General features: G+C 32.5%; 24 protein-coding genes and 4 pseudogenes. 19 read left to right on the plus strand and 9 right to left on the minus strand.

Translation table 11 applies throughout. The features are described from left to right. Positions 1-229: 229 nt before the first annotated feature. From M1D73_RS12025 to M1D73_RS12050, 6 genes are all read right to left on the minus strand, one after another. On the minus strand, positions 230-637 hold the full coding sequence (locus M1D73_RS12025; protein ID WP_000599417.1) for a magnetosome magnetite crystal formation protein family: 408 nt from the start codon (positions 635-637) through the stop codon (positions 230-232). 75 nt (positions 638-712) lie between these two features. Further along, the gene (locus M1D73_RS12030) at positions 713-1,204 is read right to left on the minus strand and encodes an exosporium leader peptide-containing protein (RefSeq protein WP_000087352.1); all 492 of its coding nucleotides are present in this window, start codon (positions 1,202-1,204) and stop codon (positions 713-715) included. A gap of 309 nt (positions 1,205-1,513) precedes the next feature. Then, complete coding sequence (locus tag M1D73_RS12035) at positions 1,514-1,978, minus strand: hypothetical protein (RefSeq protein ID WP_001010966.1); 465 nt, start codon at positions 1,976-1,978, stop codon at positions 1,514-1,516. A gap of 192 nt (positions 1,979-2,170) precedes the next feature. Then, entirely contained in the window at positions 2,171-2,902 is a 732-nt protein-coding gene (locus M1D73_RS12040; protein ID WP_240691062.1) for a glycosyltransferase family 2 protein, read from the minus strand. A 242-nt stretch (positions 2,903-3,144) separates the two neighbouring features. Continuing rightward, the gene (locus tag M1D73_RS12045) at positions 3,145-3,609 is read right to left on the minus strand and encodes a hypothetical protein (protein ID WP_000796389.1); all 465 of its coding nucleotides are present in this window, start codon (positions 3,607-3,609) and stop codon (positions 3,145-3,147) included. Between the two features lie 1,204 nt (positions 3,610-4,813). Continuing rightward, the gene (locus tag M1D73_RS12050; RefSeq protein WP_000682208.1) at positions 4,814-5,113 is read right to left on the minus strand and encodes a hypothetical protein; all 300 of its coding nucleotides are present in this window, start codon (positions 5,111-5,113) and stop codon (positions 4,814-4,816) included. 429 nt (positions 5,114-5,542) lie between these two features. On the opposite strand from M1D73_RS12050, the gene M1D73_RS12055 reads away from it, so the two are divergent. From M1D73_RS12055 to M1D73_RS12100, 10 genes and pseudogenes are all read left to right on the plus strand, one after another. Continuing rightward, entirely contained in the window at positions 5,543-6,025 is a 483-nt protein-coding gene (locus tag M1D73_RS12055; protein WP_121868772.1) for an ArpU family phage packaging/lysis transcriptional regulator, read from the plus strand. Continuing rightward, positions 6,025-6,569, plus strand: a pseudogene (locus tag M1D73_RS12060) (site-specific integrase). Before M1D73_RS12055 ends, M1D73_RS12060 begins: the two are co-directional and overlap by 1 nt. Before the next feature lie 332 nt (positions 6,570-6,901). Continuing rightward, the gene (locus M1D73_RS12065; protein ID WP_001188937.1) at positions 6,902-8,866 is read left to right on the plus strand and encodes a M6 family metalloprotease domain-containing protein; all 1,965 of its coding nucleotides are present in this window, start codon (positions 6,902-6,904) and stop codon (positions 8,864-8,866) included. Positions 8,867-9,538: 672 nt separating this feature from the next. Then, positions 9,539-9,649: a YjcZ family sporulation protein gene (locus M1D73_RS12070; RefSeq protein WP_000718602.1), complete on the plus strand. Its 111-nt coding sequence runs from the start codon at positions 9,539-9,541 to the stop codon at positions 9,647-9,649. Positions 9,650-9,689: 40 nt separating this feature from the next. Next, positions 9,690-9,815, plus strand: a complete 126-nt coding sequence (locus M1D73_RS12075; protein ID WP_000718601.1) for a YjcZ family sporulation protein — start codon at positions 9,690-9,692, stop codon at positions 9,813-9,815. A 128-nt stretch (positions 9,816-9,943) separates the two neighbouring features. After that, entirely contained in the window at positions 9,944-10,375 is a 432-nt protein-coding gene (locus M1D73_RS12080; protein ID WP_000535863.1) for a hypothetical protein, read from the plus strand. Between the two features lie 270 nt (positions 10,376-10,645). Then, positions 10,646-10,951 (plus strand): annotated as a pseudogene (locus M1D73_RS12085) (phage tail tape measure protein); the annotation flags it as partial. Between the two features lie 41 nt (positions 10,952-10,992). Continuing rightward, positions 10,993-12,672, plus strand: a complete 1,680-nt coding sequence (locus tag M1D73_RS12090) for a distal tail protein Dit (protein WP_002025803.1) — start codon at positions 10,993-10,995, stop codon at positions 12,670-12,672. A 1,070-nt stretch (positions 12,673-13,742) separates the two neighbouring features. Beyond that, positions 13,743-14,444 (plus strand): CsxC family protein, encoded by a 702-nt coding sequence (locus M1D73_RS12095; RefSeq protein ID WP_001294982.1) that lies wholly within the window; start codon positions 13,743-13,745, stop codon positions 14,442-14,444. A gap of 126 nt (positions 14,445-14,570) precedes the next feature. Then, on the plus strand, positions 14,571-15,455 hold the full coding sequence (locus M1D73_RS12100; RefSeq protein WP_000795504.1) for a BC_2427 family protein: 885 nt from the start codon (positions 14,571-14,573) through the stop codon (positions 15,453-15,455). A gap of 546 nt (positions 15,456-16,001) precedes the next feature. Here the strand turns inward: M1D73_RS12100 and M1D73_RS12105 are convergent. Continuing rightward, entirely contained in the window at positions 16,002-16,475 is a 474-nt protein-coding gene (locus M1D73_RS12105; RefSeq protein WP_000342724.1) for a CDI toxin immunity protein, read from the minus strand. Between the two features lie 491 nt (positions 16,476-16,966). Between M1D73_RS12105 and M1D73_RS12110 the strand changes: the two are divergent. The 4 genes and pseudogenes from M1D73_RS12110 to M1D73_RS12125 all read left to right on the plus strand — a co-directional run. Next, positions 16,967-17,107 (plus strand): annotated as a pseudogene (locus M1D73_RS12110) (ABC transporter ATP-binding protein); the annotation flags it as partial. Positions 17,108-17,206: 99 nt separating this feature from the next. Continuing rightward, a complete protein-coding gene (locus M1D73_RS12115) occupies positions 17,207-17,917 on the plus strand; it encodes a class I SAM-dependent methyltransferase (RefSeq protein ID WP_000846113.1) in 711 nt (236 codons plus the stop codon). Between the two features lie 117 nt (positions 17,918-18,034). Further along, a complete protein-coding gene (locus tag M1D73_RS12120; RefSeq protein ID WP_000063587.1) occupies positions 18,035-18,442 on the plus strand; it encodes a VOC family protein in 408 nt (135 codons plus the stop codon). Between the two features lie 23 nt (positions 18,443-18,465). After that, positions 18,466-18,846, plus strand: a pseudogene (locus M1D73_RS12125) (SAM-dependent methyltransferase); the annotation flags it as partial. A 157-nt stretch (positions 18,847-19,003) separates the two neighbouring features. On the opposite strand, the gene M1D73_RS12130 reads toward M1D73_RS12125, so the two are convergent. Further along, the gene (locus M1D73_RS12130) at positions 19,004-20,689 is read right to left on the minus strand and encodes an alpha-keto acid decarboxylase family protein (protein WP_063225602.1); all 1,686 of its coding nucleotides are present in this window, start codon (positions 20,687-20,689) and stop codon (positions 19,004-19,006) included. A 107-nt stretch (positions 20,690-20,796) separates the two neighbouring features. On the opposite strand from M1D73_RS12130, the gene M1D73_RS12135 reads away from it, so the two are divergent. The 5 genes from M1D73_RS12135 (at position 20,797) to spoIISB (ending at position 23,649) form a co-directional block, all read left to right on the plus strand. Continuing rightward, positions 20,797-21,279: a MarR family winged helix-turn-helix transcriptional regulator gene (locus M1D73_RS12135; RefSeq protein WP_000191888.1), complete on the plus strand. Its 483-nt coding sequence runs from the start codon at positions 20,797-20,799 to the stop codon at positions 21,277-21,279. 166 nt (positions 21,280-21,445) lie between these two features. After that, positions 21,446-22,183: a 2,3-diphosphoglycerate-dependent phosphoglycerate mutase gene (gene gpmA, locus M1D73_RS12140; protein WP_000594152.1), complete on the plus strand. Its 738-nt coding sequence runs from the start codon at positions 21,446-21,448 to the stop codon at positions 22,181-22,183. 238 nt (positions 22,184-22,421) lie between these two features. Then, positions 22,422-23,159 (plus strand): type II toxin-antitoxin system SpoIISA family toxin, encoded by a 738-nt coding sequence (locus tag M1D73_RS12145; protein ID WP_000624977.1) that lies wholly within the window; start codon positions 22,422-22,424, stop codon positions 23,157-23,159. Positions 23,160-23,271: 112 nt separating this feature from the next. Beyond that, positions 23,272-23,400 (plus strand): hypothetical protein, encoded by a 129-nt coding sequence (locus M1D73_RS12150; RefSeq protein ID WP_000237819.1) that lies wholly within the window; start codon positions 23,272-23,274, stop codon positions 23,398-23,400. A 72-nt stretch (positions 23,401-23,472) separates the two neighbouring features. Then, complete coding sequence (gene spoIISB, locus M1D73_RS12155; protein WP_000852629.1) at positions 23,473-23,649, plus strand: stage II sporulation protein SB; 177 nt, start codon at positions 23,473-23,475, stop codon at positions 23,647-23,649. A gap of 19 nt (positions 23,650-23,668) precedes the next feature. On the opposite strand, the gene M1D73_RS12160 is transcribed toward spoIISB, so the two are convergent. Further along, positions 23,669-24,058, minus strand: coding sequence for a YxeA family protein (locus M1D73_RS12160; protein WP_000713863.1), 390 nt, complete (start codon positions 24,056-24,058; stop codon positions 23,669-23,671). Positions 24,059-24,100 lie beyond the last annotated feature (42 nt).

Raw genomic sequence — 24,100 nt, forward strand, 5'->3', positions numbered from 1 at the left:
ATCGTAATAAAAAAGAGCCATGAGTGGAAAGGCTCATGGCTCCTTATATAAGGGTAATGATTTTATAGGTAAATATTATTATGAAATCCCAAAAAATTAAATATAAGTCAATTAATTGGTATAGAATTTGGATTTTATTTAAAAGAAGGAACGGAGGAATATGTAAAAGACTTTGAAAGGTCCATAAAAAAAGAATTCAGTAAAACTCTGAATTCTTCTACACGTGATTTTATTTGTTAATCCATTTAGAAATAATAGGATAATGAAACTCTTTTTCTTGTAGCGCATATAAAATCCCTTTTATAGACCCGAAAATTAACAAAAGGAACAGTATTAGATATAAAGGAGCTATGCCGAAAATAATCAAAGTATTATTTGAAGTCAAGTCTAAATTAGACAAGGATAGCATTAAGATTCTTATTGCGAAGAGATTCCAAATTACTGTAATTATCCAAATGAATAGTTGATAAAACACAGCTTCAAGGATATTTTTTTGAATGTTTTGTGATTTGTATACAAAATAAAAAATCAACGGTATATAAAAAATTGTGATGCTAAAGAAAATAAGAATAAAAAAAGATAATAAGGTAAGAAAATGCATAATTAATTTTATGTTCTTTTCTTGAGCTAGAATCATTAAGGTCCTCCTATATGTATGAGATTTGTTGTAGCTATTATATTTTAAGATTTTCATTATGGTAATAATGCGCTACTAAAAAAAATTACTACTGCCTACAGTTAAAGTTCCGCTTTCTGCTGCAGAAAATTGTATATCTATTGTTTGGCTAGCAACGGATACTAAATTTTTTCTTATAGTTATTCTTAGAGTAGAAGTCGTACCTAAAGTTGGATTAAATCCTATATTGGCACTGAATAAATAGATACCATTTATAGGGGCTGTAAATGTATTCGTTACTGAAGAATACCCTCCACCATTATTAAATATTATATTACCATACGATACTTGAATATCTGCAGGAGGAGTAAAAGACTGTGCACCATTTTTTTCTGCACGAAAATTAATGTTAAATGTGGGTCCGGTAGGTCCAGTGTCGCCGGTAGCCCCAGTGTTGCCAGTAGGTCCGGTAATTCCAGTAGGCAGAGTAAATGATGGGATTGGTGGGAAAGTAGGCCCGACTAGGTCGGGAGAAATTGAAATTTCAGATTTTATTTTAGGTGAATTGAATCTGTCTTTTCTAGACATATGTATATCATCCTCTCTAAGAATAGCAGATTATATCCAGTAGATGCATGATATGAATTGGGTGTGATTGTATTTTGAGATAATAAGAAATAAATTTATCTAATCTAACTATAAAAATTAGAACTAAACAAAAGCGTTAATTTATTATAAAAAATGGGTGACTCAGCAATTGTGTCAGCCGAGTCACCCAATACTATTGATTTTAGATAATAATCTTTTTCTATATGTAGTTATAGTGAGTTCTAAGAGGTTAACTCCAAACCGCAGTTAAAGGACAAAGAAATTTATTTTAGAAAGTATTAGATTTAACTATGTTAATGCTACAACAGCAAGAGTCAAGCCCAATGTATTTAATGTATTAGAATATGGTCCTACATTAATAGTAAGAGTACTTGTTATACCTGAAGGTGTAGTGAAAATTGCGGGTGCTGATACAGAAGTGAATCCTGCAGTATATCCCAGAGAAGTACCAGATCCAATGATTGGATTATTATTAAGATACATAGTGATACCTGCCAAATTACCTCCTGGTTGAATGATAACTTGTACTTCATAGATTGCCAAATAGGTTCTTCCACCTTCAAGTAAAACAGTTGTTGGTGGTGTGAACGAGATTGCTGTACCATTAGAATTTACCACGGTATCTAGTGGAATCGCGGAATTTACAGAAACTATTGATGGGGTAGTTTGAACAACATTTAAGCTATTAGCCGTGGGGGATGGACAAGTGCAAGGTTTGTGAATGTTAGAGTTGTTATCATTTTGGAAATTCACAAATAATCAAGCTCCTTTGCGTAAAAAAATTTTTATCCTATATAAAACGTAGCTTTTTTGTATCTAAGTTATTTTTAATAAATTTTTAAAGATAAATCGAATATTGTTGGTCAGTCGACTCATAAAAGTATTCGATACTCTGGGATTTCAAAGTGCATCTGATAAATATATATGAATGTTTTTTTAAGGACATTACTGTAAGTTAGGAAAACATAAATCTGGAAATAAAACTTGATATTCCGGGTTTAACCGAAGATCAGTAGTTGAGGTTGTAAAGTGTATATAATTTTTTTCTAATTTATCTAGTGTTGCCAGATGATGAGTACCTAAGTCACGCTGGATGCTATGTTTAGAAAGAGTAGGCCCAATTTGTAATTTTCGGTTTTTCATAGCAGTATTCCAGGGACTGTAAAAGAATTTTAAAATGAAAGCAGGATACATGTAAACGATAAATGGATGAGGTGACCAATGTCGCCCTGCCCAATAGTTACCATGCGAATAATGGTGGATTAATCTACCACCATAGTATGAAGCAGGTGGATTAGGAGGGATTATTCTCCCATGATAACGCTGTTTGACAAGGGGAATTCCGTATCTGGGATTGGTATAACCGTGAGCAGGGTCATCCACCATCAGAATAGTTCTAATAGCATACATCTTTTGCCCTAAATTGGCAAGAGATGAGAAAAAGGCTTCCTTATCAACACAGCAAAGAAATTCAGTGGTATTTAGTACCATTTTCCATCCCGTAATTTCTTTTTCTATGTTCATTACTTCTTGATCAACTAAAATGGCATCAAACTCTAGTACCTTTGATTCACGGATTTCCCAATGAGGTGCAAATAATTTGCATAATTCAACCGAACGATCAGTAGACCCACGATTAATAAGAATGCCATGATCAAATAATTTTGTGTGGTGCATTAACCACCACGGAAGCAGATACTCTTCGTTATAAAAATGAGAAATTAAAGTAGTGTTAATAAAAAGTCCTCCTTTCAAAATTTTGTGGAATATATCCTTATCTAGTAAGATATGTTACTTGATCTAAAAAGAATGAAGAAAGATTTTTAACAAAATAGTTAGTTTAATAAAAACCGGAAAATGTGGGGGAGTTAAAGGAGAAGAACCCTTTATATAAAGGGTTCTTCTGGTGATTTAATCTATCAATTACATTCGTGGTAATATTTATCACATGAATCGTTATTATCGTTACAGCATATACAGAATGTTTTTTGAACAAATAAACTAACTACACTAGTAGAACCTTCTTGCTTTGTAAGAGTAAGACTTTGAAAATCTTCAACTTGAAATATTTTTGTTTGAACAGGTTGTAATGTAGTAGTAATTGGTACGTTAGATCTTCTTGTTAGAATAGTTACTTGAACGGGTGCACTCATACCGACAACGAATAACTGAATTAATGTTTTATTATGATTGTTTGTAAAATCCTCAAATACAGTTTGTGGAGCGGTGGTTTCAAGGAAAACAGATACAGGTATATTCCCATTTGCATTTTCTGCAGAACCAGCTATCGTATGAGTTTCAATAAAACAGTTGTTTTTTTGATTGTTGGAATGCGATTGATTTTTATAATATTTTTTACCATCTTTATAAAAGTAATCAGCCATATGAATTTAAAGCTCCCTTCTTTTAGATATCTATATAGTCTATTTAATAAAGTGAAGTAGTGCTTGTACGACATAATAAAATCCGCTCTCGTAATTACCTGAAAATGTTATTTAGAAATTAAAGAGCGCCATTCAAGGCGCTCTCGGATAAAAAATAATATTGAAAAAGAATACCACATTATATTTTATGCATGTTCTTAATAAATGTGTAGTTTTTAACAAAATCCTTATTTGAAAACAAGAAGCCCTAGATTTAGGGCTTCTTGTTTTGGTATTCTCACATGGTTTTTCAAAAAGAATAGAACATATTGAAGATAACATGTGAATGTTTCATAAATGTATCAAAAAAGTGAACAAAATCGTTATTTTAATTAGTTCAGCCCCTTGAAGGGCGCTTCAAGGGGCGAAGATTCGAGAACTTGTAAACTCTTGTTTAATTACATGAAAACTCCCTAAGGAGAATCTATGATATTTTAACACTAAACTAACTATTTTGACAAATATATATTGATAAAAGAAACCCCGATTGTCCGCGGGGCTTCTAAGGGGAAGTGCCAAGTAATGACGTACTCGACTAATTAACCATATCATGAATTTTTTGGTAAAAATACTAGTAAATCCGTCCAATTGTATGATCGTTAATTTGAACAAAAACTCTATTTTGTAGAGCTTTAATTCCATGGGAAAAGAGCACTTTGTAAAAGTGCTCTTCTGACCAAAATCCATTTTGTAAAAGAGAGGAATAATATCATATGAATTTATTTTTAAATGTGTTTAAAATCGTATAAAAACTTCATTTTGCACAACAAAGCAGCCAGCTTAATTAGCTAACTGCTTGTTGTACAAAAGAAGATTAGGCCCTACAAGTAAATGATATGTAACTTTAAGTTACAACTATATTATAAGCAGAATTAAACATGTTATGCGGTAGTAAAAATAAGCTTAATCAAACTTTCATTTTGTATTAAGTTGGAATATAAAAAGAGCACTTAGTAAAGTGCTCTCGTGACGAGTCTCATTTTATAACGACTATTTTATAAAGAAAGGAACTCAGGATATTATATGTGCGCCAGTCAATTGAGTACCTTGTACAAATAAAGAGCAGCTAGCAAAAGCTAACTGCTTATATAAGGAAATCGGAGAAAGATAACCATGTGTCTACAGTATTGACGGAATATTGGTTTTTATTCGTGAAGAACTACGATTAACTTAATGCATAGCCCACAATCAAAGTTAGTGTTAAAAACACTGATAATAACATTGTTAGTAGAACTGTTACTATGCTTCTAAGCATTGATATCCAATTATCTACTTTAGAGAATCCTTTAATACCAGCAAAAAAAGTTCCTATTGAAAAAATGAGTACGAAAAATAAAGGGTGAAAATAAACGGCGTTTATAAAAGATGCATTTATTTCAGGTGTACATACTTCAAGATATAAAAGAAAACAAGCAATACAAACGAATGAAAAAATAAAGGACCATAGATTTATATTATGTTTCATAGGTTGCTCCTTTGTTATCGGAATATTTCTATTAAATTTTAATGGGAAATATAAGAAAAAGATAGTGTTTATAAGTTAGAATGAATTTTTTAACAAAATAATCCTTTTAAAGTAAAACAAACAGAATATAGTCCGGCTAGAAAACTAGAGGGCACCAATTCATTAAAGCAGCAATTAAAGCTGTTTTAGGAATAGGTGTTCTTTTTATTTTGAAAAGAGGGATGGAGAAATATGAGGGCACTAAAAGAACAATTACGCGAGTGGAAAAAGTAATCCAAGCAAGGAAAGAAGAAAAATAAGAAAAAACAAAAAGAGAAATTAAGTACTCGTGAAATTGGTGATTTAATGGGAATACATAGACCTTGTTATGAACGAAGACACGGAGCATTAAGACAAAAATAATTTAAAAATAAAAAGGAGTGGTCTTACATGACTAAACAATTATTTTTCTTACCAAAAATCGATAGAGTAGCAACGCAGAAAAAATTAGAAGGTGCTCTCGAAAATGTACGTTTATATAGACAGTTTGGAATGATGCGTGAAGAAATGAAAGTTACTCCTTCTTATGAAATTAGATATCACGGATCTACAAATGATGTAGGAAAGCCATTAGAAGATGTAGAGATGGCTAATATTCAACAAAGTAAAAGAGAAGAATGGATTAAGCAAACATCATTTCGTATTGACCAGTTTCTTAGTCGTTTGGGTAATGGGCGTGCAGGAAGGGAGCAAAGAGACATCATCATTAAGCGTTATCTAGAAGATGAAGATGTATGTGATTATATGGTATATAACGAAATCGGCATGAGTGAGCGTACTTATCGACGTGTTAAGGCTAGAGTATTTTATAAACTTGCTTTTGCTCTTAGATTAGAAGTTTATGAGACTGAAGAAACTGGAGGTAATGAATAATGAATTTTGTTCAGCCAATACGTGATCCAGAACAAATACAGTAGCTTAAAGAGTATTTTAAGGAAAAGAGCTTACGCAATTACATCCTCTTCATTATGAAAATCAATACAGGCCTGAGAATCTCGGACATTTTGAAATTGAAGGTAGGAGATGTTAAAGGTAGTCATATATCTATGAGAGAAATGAAAACTGGGAAACAGAAACGAATACAAATTACTGCAGCACTGAAAAGAGAGCTTAAATGGTTTATCGAAGAAAGGGAAGATAATGAGTATTTATTGCAAAGTAGACAAGGTAGGAATCGTCCAATTGGTCGTAGTATGGCATATAAGATATTAAGCGGAGCAGTGGCAGAGTTTGGATTAGATGAAATAGGAACACATACATTGAGAAAAACATACGGGTCTCACATGTACATGCAAACGAAAAACATAGCCCATTGCTCATGGAGATATTTAATCACTCGTCAGAGAAGTTCACGTTACGTTATATAGGTGTAAATCAAGATGCAATGGATAAGGCAATGACTAGGTTTAAAATTTAATCATTGCTTTTTCTTTTGGGATAGTTTAAAACCTTAGCCTGATTGCGATGGGATTGCCACATCAAAAAAATTCGCATGTTATGTTAAGACACATTTTAGGCGGAAAATCAGTAGTTCTCTGAAGAACTACCATTATCAATCCTGTTTTATTGGATAATCTTGAGAAAATATTTATCTGGATAAAAAATTAACATTTTTTCAATTTCCTGTAATTATAATTAAAGGTATTCTGTTAGTGTTATACAAATGTATCTTTCAATCTATTCCATGTATGAATCTAGTCTGGCTATCAACAGAATATTTCACACACAATTGAAAAAGGGGGAATGTTTATGCAAAGAATTTTAAAGTTCCTGTTCATGTTCGTTTTTTCTTTGATTTGTGTTTTGTATGTTCAAACGAACGCTTTTGCCGCACCAGCATACGAGGGAGTTGTCAAAATGAAGCAGCCGTCAGGCGAAACTTTTGAAGGCACGTTACATGGAGATGAATGGTTCCACTGGGTAAGTACAAAGGATGGCGACATACTTTTACAAGATCAGAAGGGATATTGGAATTACGCTGAGCTTACATCAGATGAACTGATATCAACGGGTACAAAATATAAAATCGATAAGAAGCCTTCAATGGCGTTAAATGAGGACAATTTGAATAAATGGATAAAAAAATACAACCCTCAAGCAAAGAAAAAACAGGTGCACATGAATAAATTACAAAAAGAATCACCAAAAAATATTGATGGAACTGTCACTCCAGTTGTAGGAACCAAAAAATTACTTGTTTTGTTAATTGGGTTTACAGATGTTGATATTGCATATAACGATAACGACTGGAGTAACAAATTCTTTTCTACAAATCAAAAGTCAGTTAAGAATTACTATAATGAAGTAAGTAACGGAAAAGTACAGATAACTCCAGCTCCTGAAACATATGGTACTCAAAATGATGGAGTGGTTAAAGTGAAATTAGATTACGCTCATCCGAGTACATCGGGAAAAAGTATGGGTACGGTTATAACAGATGCACTGGCTAAAGCTGATTCTCAAGTGAATTTTGCTAGTCTTGATACTAATAATGATCAAGTCATTGACTCTAAAGATGGCTTCTACATTGTAAGTTTTCTTGCTGGTAATGAACAGGCTGCTCCTGGTGCTCCACTTCCTTATATTTGGGCACATCAGTCGTATGCTCCAAATACAAATCACGATGGTGTTACGGTATCAGGCATGTATACGGCGCAGGGTGAAAAACAATATGGTCATATGGCAACAATTGGTATCCCTGCTCATGAGTTAGGTCATTCCTTTGGCCTGCCAGATCTATATGGTGATAATAATCGTGTGGGTAGCCTAAGTATAATGGGTAATGGATCTTGGAATAGTCTACAAGGAGAAGATTATGGAGCTACACCGGGTCATATGGATGCTTGGTCAAAAGTAAAATTAGGATTTGTAACACCAAATGTAGTAAATACCACTAATAACTTTACTCTAAATGCTATCCCAAATAATTATAATGTGTTAAAGATTCCTTTAAAGGATAATACGTATTTTTTAGTTGAGAATCGCGCAAAGGTTGGGTATGATGCGAGCTTACCAACAAATTCTGGTGGTATTGCAGTTTGGCATATTGATGAATCCATGAATAATAATTCCAGTGATCCTCATCCTTTCATTGATATAGAACAATCAATCAGTGAATACCAAGACCCGTTCTATTACACGAATCAAAATCATGCTGCTACCTTTGGTCCAGACACTAATCCGAATAGTAATACCTACACGGGAGAAAAATCAGGAGTAACGATTACAACGACAAGTACAAGTAATTCTGCTATGAATGTAGCAGTCACAACAAAAGAAGCTAGTTTAATTCCGCAAACAAACTGGACACTAAAATATATAGATAGTTATAATTGGTACAATTTAGGTACGTATGCCTTTGATGGAAACAAAGACACATTTTGGCATACAAACTGGAGCCCCGTAGCTCCAATGCCGCACGAGATTCGAATTGATTTAGGTGCAACTTATAACCTCTCCAAATTCAGCTACTTGCCAAGGCAAGACGGCCAAATAAATGGAACGATTAAGGACTATGAGTTTTACGTCAGTAGTGATGGAGTAAACTGGGGAACAGCGGTATCCATAGGTGCTTTTGCAAACAATATTAACTTGAAAGAGGTCAGCTTTGTAAACAAGACAGGTCGTTATATTAAACTACGTGCATTAAGCGAGGTAAACAACAATCCATGGACAAGTGCCGCTGAAATTAATGTATTTGGGGTGGTTCAATAATATATTTGTGAGGTTATCTAATTAAATTATTGATACGCTAGTTCAAAGGGTTATCATCTGCTGAGAGTTCCCTCGGCATTTGATAACCTTTTGTTCTATACTAGCCAATATGCAAACGAAAAACATGGATTGATAAAATTCATATTCTTAGCTTGGTAGCAATGTGGTGGTATTCCTTACAGTTACTCATAAATTTTGTACTATGTAACTCAAAAAAGAAAGTGTTATAAATTCAATGATACCAAGGGATTCAGCAAAGGGTTCAGTTACACACAATATAAGATATGGGTAAGTCATAGAGAACTTGAAATAATATATTAATTACTTAGTGAAAATAGTATGGATTAAGAAGATAATGATTTCAAATCGTCAAAGTAGAGAAAAAGATACGAATGATTAAATTTAAATGTGGGTTATAAAATTATTAATATAAATATAACGATTTTAAAAATGGTCAATGACATTTTCCTCAAAAATGGAAAAGTTGATATAAAAGCACATAACCGTTTACAGCCCAATACATATAGTGTCAGTGTAGTGATAAGCAAGTACAACATGACTGCAATGAAAAATTATTTTTCTGTTAGCTTGTTTTCATTACGAGTTAAATTAATAGAACTTCTGTTAGTTATTATGAAACGCATCTTTGTTATAGGATCGGGGGGGAATATCTTGGCTGCAGAAAAAGGATATAGAAGTGGTTGTGGTTATGGCGGAGGATTTGCATTACTAGTCGTATTGTTTATCTTGCTTATTATCGTTGGCGCTGCTTGTTTTTGCTAGTTTATGAACTTCATTTTTTTCTAGAGAGGAGGAGTGTATCTTGGCTGCAGAAAAAGGATATGGAAGTGGTTGTGGTAGTTATGGCGGAGGATTTGCATTACTAATCGTATTGTTTATCTTGCTTATTATCGTTGGTGCAAGCTGGTGCGGATATGGTGGTTTTTAAGTAACAACCTTCTTATATCACCAAGAATAAATAAAGGGTTGCTTCACGTAGTGTGAAGTAATCCTTCATTAATATAGTTTAATATATGTTTAGAATATATAATGTGTTCGTTATGAAAGGAGAAAAAAATGGGATCTAGCCCATATTTTAATAAAAATGTTTCGTATCAAACTTCATCTATTCCAATAACCGAAGTAACTCAGAAGAAAAGTCGAATAATAGCGGCCGAAGCTGTTACACTTTCCAAAACGAATAATGAAACAACCAATGAAGCAATCAATGGAACGACTGATGAAACATTAAAAAAACAGAAAAATAATTCATCTGATTATTCGCCATTCCAAATTAATATTCCATATTTTAATATAAAAATAACTTCGACAGAGATATTAGGTGTTGCTAAATCCGTATTTATGCAAGCTCTTATTCAAAAGGTTCAAGATCCGGTATTTTTAATGAATCTTTTGAATAGTGAAGGTGGAAAGAAACTACTTAATTTAGCAGGTGATTTTTTTAAAGATACTGCTACGAAATCAGAAAATGATAAAGATGAAAACTAACATCAGCCTTTATTGATATACATCTCTTTGATAGCTCTAATTTCATAAATACTACAATCACAAAAGATAGGGATTAAAAATAATCCCTTCTTTTGTGAGCATAATTGCATTTTTCATTGTAATTATATGTAAATCAGATAATAAAAAGTGAAAGGGTTATGGCCGTTTTTTGGCAGGAAATGTGCCGGTCGTTTTGGAGTTAACGTGATATATTTGTATTGTGAGAAGTGGCGGAAAACACAACTCATAATATACCTTTATAATCTATAAAATCAATTAATGGATAATATAAGCCGTATGATGGCTACTTCCGCAAGCCAATTAGGAGGATTAAAGACCGTCATGAGTGGTGTATATGGAAGTATGTCAAACAGTAGACAAGCCATGACAAATAGTGTATCAAATCAAGTCATTAATAATTCTTTCGGATCATCTGGCGGTGGAGTTATTCCAATGCTTGGTGGAGATTTATTGAAGTACCCGTAAATTTAGAAGGAAGAGACGTGGCACGCGGTACTTATCGGCTATACAACCGAGTATCAAGAAAGAGAAGAAAAGAGAAACTCAGCCTTTTAGGTTTGGGTTTCTTTTATTTTATAAAAAAACGGAGTGTCAAAATGAGCTCTTTTACATTCAACAATCAACGAAAAGAATATATCCAACTAGAAAGAGGATGGAGCCCGCCAACATGGGAACCTCTAAAACGTAAATTCTTAAACACGCCTGGATATCCAGGCGCAAGATTATTAGGAATGGAAACAGATCCTCGTCGACTTTCTGTCCCTGTGGGAATTATCGTTCCAGATGGAACAGATTTAGAAACGTTAAAAGAAGAAATAGCGACATGGTTAATTACTGAACAAGCAACCGAGCTAACTTTTGATACAAAACTAGATAGAACATATATAGCTGTTATTGATGAAGATTTTAATGTTGATAATTTTATGAGTTTAGGAAAAGGCACCTTAAAATTCATTTGTCCAATGCCTTATAAACTAGGCCCAAGGAGAAAAATAGATTTCAAATTACAAGGAAGTAGATTAATTACAAATATATCGAATAATGAGAGTAAATATTCTGATCCTACGTTCATAGTTAAGGTAGAAACTCCCTCTACTTTTATTGATATTTCACGAAAAAAGGAAGAAGAAATTCAACATTTTCGTATGGGATACCCTGTTTCTGTGGAAGAACGAACAGTCGAGAAAGAACAGCTTGTTATGCACGATGAAATGAAAACAATGGTTGGTTGGAATCAAAATGGTCCAAACACTAACGAAGGTGAAAACACAGGAACTCTAAAGTCAGATAGTGAGCGCTTTGTTATAGATAACTTTGGTGCAGGTAGTACATGGCATGGCGGAGTGGCTAGGAAAAGTTTAAAAGAACCGCTACAGGATTTTACTGTTGAAGTAAACGAAGAAACAGGTGAGTATCTAACTTTTGAAAAGATTAACGGTGGGAAGTTATACGTCGCTGATGCAGATGCCTTACAACGTTGGACAGAAGATGGTTCACACAAATATGACATCTATAGTCCACAAACAGAAGATCAAAATATGTCAGCCGAAAGATTAAAACAACTAACGGAAGCGGAACTAAAGAAACGTATTAATAGCACTGTACAGTATGAAGTAACTCCAATTGCATTAGAAAAGATATTTGGTTTATCTCATGAAAAAGTAAATAAGGGCGATATTGTCCATTTCAAAGATACAAAATTTACGCCACCTTTGTTTTTAGAAGCACGTCTTATCGCAGCGGATGAATGTGATACAAATGCGGCAAATGATAAATATTATTTTGTTGATTTTAAAGAAGTAGAAGATACGAGAAGTCTGTTAGATCACATGTATGCCCAAGTTATGGGCAGTCTAGCTGGAAAAGCAAATAAAGGCTTGTTAGATAAGTTGGAAGAACTTGTGAAAGAGACAAATGAACAAGTTGATGTTGTGAAAAAGGAATCAGAAGCAGCAAAAAAGTTAGCAGAAAAAGTACAAGAAAACCTTAAAAATTATCAAACAAAAATTATTGAAAGCGCAAAACCACCGACAATCGGTTTAGAAAATGGAAAAACCTTATGGTTAGATATTTCAAACGGCAAGCCTGGCATCCTCAAATTATGGAAGAATGGCAATTGGGAGTCGGTTGTTCCTGATATGGACAAAGTAAAGGAAGATACCTTAGAGCAAGTCAACAAAGATATTGAAACCACAAAAACAGAGTTGAATAAAAAAGTTCAAGAAGCACAAAATCAAGCAACAGGACAATTTAATGAAGTGAATGAAAGATGTTGAAGATTACGTTGGTGGAATTGGTAACCAAACGGTTTTACGCAATGTCTTGTAGAAGAACGACACGAAATATTGGCAATTAACTTCAAACGCAGTAAGAGATACACAAGTCACTTATAAGAGGTGCAATTCACTTAGTGTTATTACTACAGGTAATATGACTTATTCTTTATCCTGTTTCTTTCTTAGTTGTACCTAGCGCGTTTTTATAATTCTTTATTTAATTCCTAATTTAAAGAACAAACTATCCAAAATAACATGATTTATATGACTATGTATACTCTTTTTGAAAAATATTGTAATTAATTAACATTTGAAACTATAACACAAATTATTTAAATAATATATCTAAATTTATCGTCATCACAATGGTGCTTGTCTTTAAATTTTCAGCAATCATTATTCCAGGAAATCTTTTATGCCTCCCTTCAATTAGGGTCAGTATTATTCTATGTTTTAGTAAAAAAACTGCTTGTTTATTAACCTATTATTATACTTTTATATGATAGAGAGCTTTCTACTAGATATAGAATTCATAAAAACTATGCTAATTTTTAAGGGAGAGTGGATAGAACTACTGATTATGAAATTAATCAACACACATTTATCAAAGAAAATATTCTAATTTAAAATAATTTCTTATTTTGGAGTATACTGTCTTGAATGTATATTTCAAAATTGAATAGGTAAAAGATTTTATGTAACAACAAATAAAACTTCAGTATATGTAAAGCGATTTTTTACGAATATATAGCTTGATAAAAATAAAAATCATCATTTGGTAACCATGTTCATATCGTGATATCCAAAATTAAATTCAAGATAACTCATGTAATAAAGACTTCATAATTTTACCGAATCTGCGAGATACGTTGAAAACAGAATTTGTATTCCTCTAAAAATATTAATTTTCAGAATTTTCAATAAAAATGATTAGATTATACTAACTTAATGATAATGATTAAAAAGGCTACTATAGAACCCAAACATTAGTAGAAGAAAGACATATACAAGTATTATGAGTTTGAAAATTTCATAAACTCTAAAATCTTATAAAAAGAGGAGCATAAAACATGAGCGAACAATGTCCAATTAATGTACCATGTCAGGTAGCGGGACAAACCCAAACACCATTAAGTGATGAGACTGCAACACCAATTGTTACTCCAGGAGCACCTATTGTAAAGATTCCAGTTGTATTAGCTGAAAGAACGCTTCAAATTGTTGTAGAGTCTGATATTTCATTAGAGCCTCCAGCAGTCGAAATTAAACGCATCTTAAAAAACGTATTTTTAACACAATGTAAGTTAGTGCCTGTAGCATTCGTACCAGTACCAGGTACACCTTACCGACGAGTTACAAGAGCGAAATTATTTGTACAAGGCTATATTCGTAAAAATATTGAATATGCAAATGACGAGTGTAATGGAGTTCTATATGATCGTATTGCAAATGTTCCATTTTCTGGTTTTGCAGATCTGACAGAAGGTGATTTTCTATCATTAGCTTTAGTAGCTTCTTCTTCGGACACTACTTCTCATTTTATAAATCCTAAAAACGGTGATTTACCACGTCTAGACAAATATTTCTTTGAAAATGCAGTTTTTTATAACGAACAACCATATTGTGAATTAGTAAGCGCTCAATTTTTTGAATTAGACTTTTCACCTTGTCCTACAAACCTAAACGAACCATTTGATACGCTTCGTGAAAAAATTGTACTAGATCTTACTTTAAAAGTTTTACAAGTACAACAAGTACAAGTAGCACTATAAAAATAAAAAGAAATTGTCTTTGTTAAAAAGACAATTTCTTTTTTATTTTTATACAACATATATAATGATGAAATGGTCACATACAAAAAACAAATTTTTTGAATTTCATCAGACGGGGGGATGGTGATGAAAAATCCATGGATTGGTAAGGGGATATGGGATGAAATTTACAAGTATAAAAAACTGAATATACAAGATAATTTACACGAAAAAAGAGGGGGAAAAGAAGAAATACCACCTGAATTAAAGGGAGAATATGTAGCATCAAAATTAGAGAAAGAAGGTAAAGCGTCTGGATCACAAATAGGGCCTTTAATACGCTCACTGGTGGTCAAAACTCCATTTTCTATTTTTTCAGAAGTAACTAGTTTTAAAATATTTCCAAAAATAAATGTTAAAAATCAAGAAGCATTTGTATTTAGGAATGAAAAAGGTGTAGAAGGGCGTGAATTAGATTGTAAGTTATTAACTACAGTGCAACAATATTATTCGGATAGTTATTGTAAATTAGTTTCTTTAAATCTTCATGAGAAGAGAATTCATTTTGAATTATATAACCAAAAAAATAAAGGGAATAAAGAAGAGAATAAGGTAGAGGCATCTTCATGGATTCCTATTCACAGTATAATATTAGAGAGTGAAAATGGGGAAGACGTAAATAATTTTATTACAGCGAAACTACCAATAGAAATAGGAAGATATAAAGGTGAAATTAGTTTGCGAGAAAAGGTTGTATTTAAAGAAAAAGTGATTGGAATAAAAGAGGTTGAACAGGAGATTATTTTGACAAAAACCGAATTTTTAATACCAAAGGTAAAAAAGAATGAGCAAAATACACTTACAGTTGAAAAAGGGAGCTTATTGGTAGAAGGGTATATATATCAATGTATTGAATACATATCAGAACAAAGTAAACTTCATGATAATGAGCATCAGTTAATACAAAATATTGTATTGGAGTTAATCATTCAAGTAATACAAGAACAAGAAGTACAAGTGCGAATTAAATAAAAATAATTATATTCCCTCGATTAGCTGATTATTTTTATTCGTAGTGTATCGATGGGTATTCTTTTGTAAATCATTCAGTGCTGCAAACTATTTGTTAAATGGTTTATCCTTGATAAATACAATTTTACATTGTTACTAAATTGTATGAATCTCCTCTGGTTTAAGTTTTAAAAAAGTGCTAACAAGTTTGCAAACGATCTTGCTAACACTTATACAGAATAGACATAAATTATCGCTGATATGTCGTTTTTAAAAATAGTCTTAATCAGTTAAATCACACTTATACGAAATGCTCATAAAAACCGTCTTAGTATCAAGAATATAACATGTTAGGTCAAACAAACCTTGATATAACAATGTTTGTTTAACTTGAATTTGTAAAACATTTACATTTTATAAATGCAAGTTATCCAAATCAACGTAATTATAAACATAAACATGATTAACACCAATCGGTTTACGTGACATTCGTATATTTTAAGTCTTTGATAAATAATACAATTTAAATTTTGCAGATCAGTAGAATGAGGAAATATGCTTAGAGTATTAGCGAAACCCAATCCTAATCAATTCTTTATCATTTATTTCAATTACGAATCTATATTCTTTGTCTAATATCCAGTAATAAAAACTGACTGCATCAACGTCAACTAGTGATTGGAATACTTTATCAAGATTTGTACTTACTACAGGGATTTCATAGTTATCCCATATTATAAAAATCTGTTCGTCAAAATCTAGTTGGTTTGCTCTAATAAGGGAAATTAGTTGTTCTTTGTTCGAAGCTATGAATTGGTTATCTATCTGTTCCCAATCTATTCTTCCCGAGACAGTTATAGGAAATGAATTCATTAAAATAATAGCAATCTGCTGGCTTTTTTCTTGGGAGAAAATGAGAGTTTCGTTTCCTAGGGATTCAAGGCATTCACTAAACAAAGGGTTTGTGTCATTGTTGTTTTTGGTTTTCAGTGCTCTTAACTTTTGTCGCAATTTCCATTGTCTTGACGATCTATCATCCATTTTTAACATTCCTTATACAATTATTTAAGAATGAGTATAGCATATAAGGGAAGTCTTTATGAAAAGGAACTTTTTAAATATAAATTAAATAAAAGCGTTATTTGAAAAAAAGCCTTTTAAGGAAAGATAAGAGGCCATCAAAAAATATAACAACATGAAAATTTTATATTATGTATATACAATTTAAAGAGTTAGTGGAAATAATAAAATGTATAAAATTCTTATAAAAAAGCCCTAGGATTAGGGGATCTAGGGCTTCCTCTGTTGGTATATCTCACACGACATTATAAAAAGAAAAGAACTTAATGAAGGTAACACATGAATGTTTCGTAAATGTATCAAAAAAGTGAACAAAAGCGTTATTTTATTAGAAAAGTATGATTGTATGAAATAACATGTATGAAAGAAGAGGCGTTAGCAAAAATATCCCTTAACGAAATCGGCTTTATTTTTCAGCAAAGTAACCTTCTTAAGTGACTCATGTTGTATAGGTAGCAGAGAAAACAGAAAGAGTTCTTTTTATGGAGGACGGAGAAGTTGTTAGTGAAATACAACTAGGCAAGTTTAGGAATGATGATTTAAAAGCGCGAGAAGAGAAATTGTTAAAATGGTTAGCTGTACTCGGATTTTAAAGACAAAAACTCCTATTGAATATAGGAGTTTTTTCTTTGTTTGAAAGTTCGAAAAGATATATAATAATTTTCTGACTATTAATTTATGGAGGGGTATTAATGAAAACTGAAATGTTACACACACAAAAAGATATTTTAAAAATGCTTGATTCATTATTAAGACCTGCTGAACCATTTTGGAATGAGTTTTATGAGAATAGAGAAAAGGATGTTCCGTTTTTTGAAAATGTTCCAGATGAGAATCTAGTTTCTTATATACAAAAAGAGAGAGTTTTAAAAGGGAAAGTATTAGAACTTGGATGTGGTCCGGGTAGAAATGCAATTTATCTAGCGAATGAAGGATTTGATGTAACAGCAGTGGATTTATCTGTAGAAGGCATTAACTGGGCAAAAGAAAGGGCATTGGCAAAAGGGGTAGAAATTCATTTTATTTGTGATTCAATTTTTAATTTAGAGGTTCAAAACGAATTTGATTTTGTATATGATTCGGGCTGTTTGCATCACATTCCACCGCATAGAAGAATAAATTATGTGGATTTAATTAAAAACTCATTAAAATCGGGTGGTTATTTCGGATTAACATGTTTTGCAGCAGGCGATTTAGATGAGCGAAATGGATCAGAAATAACAGATTGGGACGTATATAGAGAATGGAGTCTACAAGGTGGTCTTGCATACTCGGAAGAAAAGTTAAGAGAGATATTTAAAGAATTAGAGGTAATTGAGATTAGAAGGATGAAACAAATGAAACAACCGAATGAAATGTTTGGAGAATCATTTCTTTGGACAGCATTATTTAAGAAGAAATAATAAAGTAGATAATTGACAAACTCATCGTTTTTATAGACAATATATTCATAGGAATATACGTTCGGTTTTTGAGTGACGTATGTTTTACATAAATACATAACAAGGGGCTGTCTCCATATGAGTAACGCAAATCAAAAAATTACTACGTTTTTAATGTTTGAGGGCAAAGCTGAGGAAGCAATGAATTTTTATACGTCGCTATTTGATCAATCAGAAATTGTAAGTATTTCTCGCTATGATGAAAATGGACCTGGTAAAGAGGGAACTGTAATTCATGCAACTTTTACGCTAAATGGCCAAGAGTTTATGTGTATTGATAGTTATGTAAATCATAATTTTACATTCACTCCAGCTATGTCTCTTTATGTAACTTGTGAGACAGAAGAAGAAATTGATACGGTCTTTCATAAACTAGCGCAGGATGGAGCAATTCTTATGCCTTTAGGTTCTTATCCGTTTAGTAAAAAGTTTGGCTGGTTAAATGATAAGTATGGTGTATCTTGGCAGTTAACTCTTGCTGAATAAAAAAGAAAAAGCGTAGCTTATTTTTGTTTGTAAAAGATGTTCATCTTGTATGGAATGAAGTTTCTAGGGTTTTAAAGAATAAAGGTATTCTTATTGCTGGATTTACAAATCCGTTACTATGGATTTTTGATGATAACCAAGAGCAAAAAGGTATTCTTGATGTTAAACATTCAATTCCTTCATCAACATTGGATTATTTACCAGAGGATGAAGTTCAAGATTACATCGATTCAAATCAAACAATAGAATATGCGCATACTTTAGAAGACCAAATCCAAGGCCAAATTGAAGCTGGTTTTGCTATAACAGGTTTTTATGAGGATGATTTTGGTGGAACAAGGATATTAGATAAGCATATTAAAACATTTATTGCGACAAAAGCTATAAAGTTAAAGATGGATTAAGAATTTTTGCTTGTCGCACGGGGCGTTAGTCGAAGAACGCTCTTAAAATAGAAAAGGATGGTGCTTTCCATCCTTTTCCTTATGTATTTTGAGTGTCGAAACTATTCTCAAAACAAGTTTTACACTACCAATTGTATAATTAGGTTATGCTTTTATATTAAGAATTTTGCTGACCAAATCTTTTTCCAAGTTTAGCTAACAATTCAGGTTGATCGCTTTGGCTCATTATAACTTCAATAAAGATAAGTTGATTCTTATTAAAAGTTATATTTGTTAAGACTGCTGCTAATTCTGCTTCATTTTCTACTTTAAATGTTAGACTTTTTTCTTCTGCCCCAAATACCATTGATAGTTTATTATAATCCCACATTTGTATATCATTATAAAGTTGGTTTTGGCCGTGAATGGCACGTTCAACAGTGTATCCGTTGTTATTGATTAAAAATATAATTGGTTTTAAATTTTGACGTAATATAGTTGATAACTCTTGGGCAGTTACTTGGAAAGAACCATCACCAATAATTAAAATGTTGCGCCGTGATAAATTGGCGAGCTGTGTACCAAGTAGAGCGGGCAGTGTATATCCGATAGATCCCCATAACGGTTGTCCTACATATGCAGTGTTATTAGGTAGAGGGATAGCAGAACTACCAAAGAAAGGTGTTCCTTGCTCTACAATTAAGACGTCGTTTTCTTGTAAGAAATGGTACATTTGCTGCCAAAAACGTTTTTGTGTGACCATTTGTGCTTTTGGAATGAACTCTTCAGTAAAAGGTGAGGATTCTAAAATAAATGGCTTAACGTCAAGGGTATCTTTATTACGATGCTCAATTGAATCACTTAAATGTTGTAAAACATCCTGCATTACAACTGGACCGTATTTTTTATCTATAATTTTCACAGTGTAGGGATGGATTTCTATAACTTGTTCTTTTGTAAAACCTTGTGTGAAGCCGCCTGTAATAGTATCAGTTAACTTCACACCAATACTAATAATACAATCAGATTCATCAATTCTTTTTCGCAAGTACGGAGAACTTACATCACCAGTATAAATCCCTATAAATTGAGGGTGTTTTTCTGGGAATATTCCTTTTCCCATACTTAACGTCGCGATGGGAAACCCAGTTTTTTCTACGAATTGATGTAAATTTTCTTTAGCGTGAAATCGATCTACTTCAAAATCAGCTAAAATAACAGGTTTTTTGGCACTATTTATTTTTGAAATGGCATGTAGAAGCATTTTATTTAATGCTTCTTTATTACTTAAAATAGGTTTATTTATAATAGGTTCTGTCGGTTTATTAATTGGTTTATTATACACATCAATTGGCAAATTAATATGAACAGGGCGTTTTTCATTCCAACATGCACGTAATACACGGTCAATTTCCTCAGCTGCATGCTCAGGTGTTACATTTGTTTGTGCCACAGTGATTTCTCGATACATATTGGAAAAGTGATCGAACTTTCCATCGCCTAACGTATGATGGACGATTGCTCCATTTTCCATTACTTTTGTTGGTGGCGTACCCGTGATTTTTATAACTGGCACGTTTTCTGCATATGAGCCAGCAATACCGTTAATGGCGCTTAATTCTCCGACACCGAAAGTAGTAATAAGAGCAGCGATTCCTTTTATGCGAGCGTACCCATCTGCTGCATATGCAGCATTTAATTCGTTACAATTGCCAATCCACTTTAAATTTTCATGTGCTACCACATCATCTAAAAAGGCAAGATTATAATCACCAGGAACCCCAAATATATGTTCAATTCCTAATTCATGTAGTCTATCCAATAAATATGTACTTACAGTATATTGTTTTTTCAAATGAATCATCTCCTAATTGTGCAATGAATGTTTCAATAGACTAAATAAGTTCTAATGCGTTGATTAAAATATTCATTACTAGATTGTGGTATAATTTACATACAGGGGGAAAGTAGATGACACAACATAAAGAAGAACAGATGAATGAGGCATTAGCATTATTTTATTTTGCATATAAAACATTTACTGAAAAGCCAGATGAAATTATAAAAGAATATGGCATTCAACGAGTACATCATCGAATTTTATTTTTTATCGCACGTTTTCCAGGGATAAGTGTAAATGAGTTATTATCACTATTAGAAATAAGTAAACAAGCTCTCCACGGACCGCTACGTCAACTTGTGGAAAAGGGCTTAATTGAGAGTAATGAAGCTATGCATGATCGACGTGTGAAACAGTTGTCTTTAACAGAAAAAGGTACAGATTTAGAGAAAAAACTGAGTGATGTACAAAGACAACAAATGGGTGCTATTTTTTCAAAATTTGGTGAATCATGTGAGGACAATTGGCACCAAGTTATGAATGAAATGGCAAATAGCCGATCAGGTTTTGATGCTTGGATATCCAAACGTGAAATACCAGTCGATCAAAAATAATGAAAAAACTTCTGTTTTTATCGTTTGAAAAAGAACAAATTTTATCCATACATTTGGCAACTATGATTTGGTCATAGAGTGAATGGATAAAAAGATACATTACTAGATACTTTATACGTGTACGCAATGGAACAATAAAATTCACATTTCCGAAAGGGGAATTATAATGATAAAACTTGTACTTATTCGTCACGGACAAAGCTTATGGAATCTTGAAAATCGCTTTACGGGATGGACAGATGTTGATCTATCAGAGAATGGATTAAGTGAAGCGAGAGAAGCAGGAGCAATATTAAAGAAAAACGGATATACTTTTGATGTGGCTTATACATCAGTATTAAAACGCGCAATTCGGACGTTATGGATTGTACTTCATGAGATGGATCTTACTTGGGTTCCAATACATAAATCTTGGAAGCTAAATGAAAGACATTATGGTGCATTGCAAGGGCTGAATAAAGATGAAACTGCACAAAAATATGGTGAGGAGCAAGTTCATATTTGGAGAAGAAGTGTTGATGTAAGACCACCGGCTCTTACTGAAGACGATCCTCGATATGAAGCGACCGATCCAAGATATAAAACACTCAAAAAAGGTGAATTTCCATTAACTGAATGTTTAGAGGATACGGAGAAGAGAGTACTTGCTTATTGGCATTCAGAAATTGCGCCGACATTAAAAAGTGGTAATAAAGTAATTATTTCATCACACGGTAACACAATTCGCTCGCTAGTAAAATATTTAGACAACCTTTCAAGTGATGGTGTAGTTTCATTAAATATTCCCACTAGCATTCCGCTTGTTTATGAATTAGACGAAAACTTACGTCCGATTCGTCATTATTATTTAAGTATGGATGGAGAAGTACCTGAAGGGGAAATTCCGAAACATATTTCTTTTTAATACGAAAATTTGAAATGAATGCTTGTCTACATATACAATATAGACTCATGGTAAAGTGAAATTTTAATCAGTAGGGGTCTTATTTCCCACAAATAACAGGATAAAAGACGTGGTACTTTCTAATATATATGCGATGTAGCTAATTTTAGAAGCTTGTCCACGTCTTTTGTCATAAAGAGAGCAGCTTGCGCATGTAATGATATCGTGAGTAGTTTTTGAATGGAGGGTGATGTGATTAATGATCTCTAACATTCGAATTGGCTTATTTGTTTTAGCGATTGTCTTTGTAGTCCTTGTTTTCTTTTATTGGAAAAATGAGGAGTTGTACGAGGAGAAAAAGCAACGTATTAGAAAGACTTGGTATGGTTTGTTTATCATATCTGTCACCGTGTATTTCATGATAAAAGGAATTGATTTAACCCTCTGGAAAAATCTTTTAATGTTTACTGCAATGGTTATTTTTGTTGATATTGCGTTCATTTTAACGCCTAATATTTCAGAAATATGGGGTGCGAAATTTAGCGATATTGGCAAGACAGTTCAATCAATAAAACGATCATTAATTGCATCTAAAGCGAGAGGGGAAATATACACGACAATTATTCAAAATGTTAATCCAGCAGTATTCGGTACGATGGAATGGCATACGGAAGAGGAATATACAAAGAGCTTAAATGCATTTTTAGATTCATATGGGGAAAAGATTGGCGCGAAAATTGTTGTTTTTGAAGCCGCGAAAGAGTTAAATACAAACTTTCGTGGTATTCGCTCGCAATTTAGTATTATCGTTCCGTTAGAACATATCGAGCAATTGAATGAGCAGAAAGCGGTGCAAGTAGAAAATGTCGGGATTATACCAGCAAAAATAGTAAGTGACGTTTTCATTGTTATTGATGGAAAGAAAAATAACCTGCAAGATCGGGATTTTGAAAATGTATATAATTTAACAATACATCATAGTTATTTTAGTAAATAAGGACAGAATCTTTTTCTGTCCTTTTCTTCTATACATAAATTAAAAACAAAATCCGACAAAGTTGAATAAAATTGGACAATCATTCCTACACTAGCATGTAGAGGTGATTGTAGTGGTAAAAGATTATGACAATGATTTTTTTAAAGAAGGTAACGAAGATACAACAGATTTCTCTTTAATAAAAGGGGATACGTTGCAGCAAGTAGAAGAATTAGAAGAAGAATTAAAAAGAAAATCATAAGTGTACACTCTTTCTACATTTGCTATATAATATAAATAAAAGGTTGTATCTTTTTGAAAAGGGGGAGAAGAGATGGCTGAAGTCAATGTGCAAAAGTCTTCGTTTTTTAAAGAAAAAAAAGAAGAATCCAATACAGATTTCTCTCTTGTGAAAGGTGCATTAACGGAGAATATAAATCGGTTAGAGAAACTAATGAATAATAGTAGTTCAAAATATATACAGGTGAAAAGAACAAAAGAAAATGCATAGAGCATTTTCTTTTGTTTTTTTATTTAATAGTAAACTTATCTTTTACTTTTTCAGGTAAATCTGCTTTCTGAATCTCTTCATAGGACTTTACTTCAATTGATGATATTTCATTTTTGCTATTATCATCTTGATCTACATAAAGGCGTAAAAACGCGTATTTATTTAATTTATGGTCGTTTTCTTTTTTTGTACTTCTAAATGTAATTTGTTTTTTGACACCATCTTCATCATATGCGGGCAGCGTATAGTTTCGTAAGTTTCTACCATCTACTTTTTCGATAGTTCCTTCGCCTTTTATCTGCATGTAATATACATCTTTACCAATTCTATTTAGTGACGCTCTCTCACAGCCAATAGTAAAACTAAAAAATAATAAACATAGTGTAATAATTGCTAAAAACTTTTTCATTTTCTTTATCTCCTTTAATGTGTTTCTTTAAAAAGTATACGA

The sequence above is a fragment of the Bacillus sp. PK3-067 genome, from assembly GCF_056738645.1.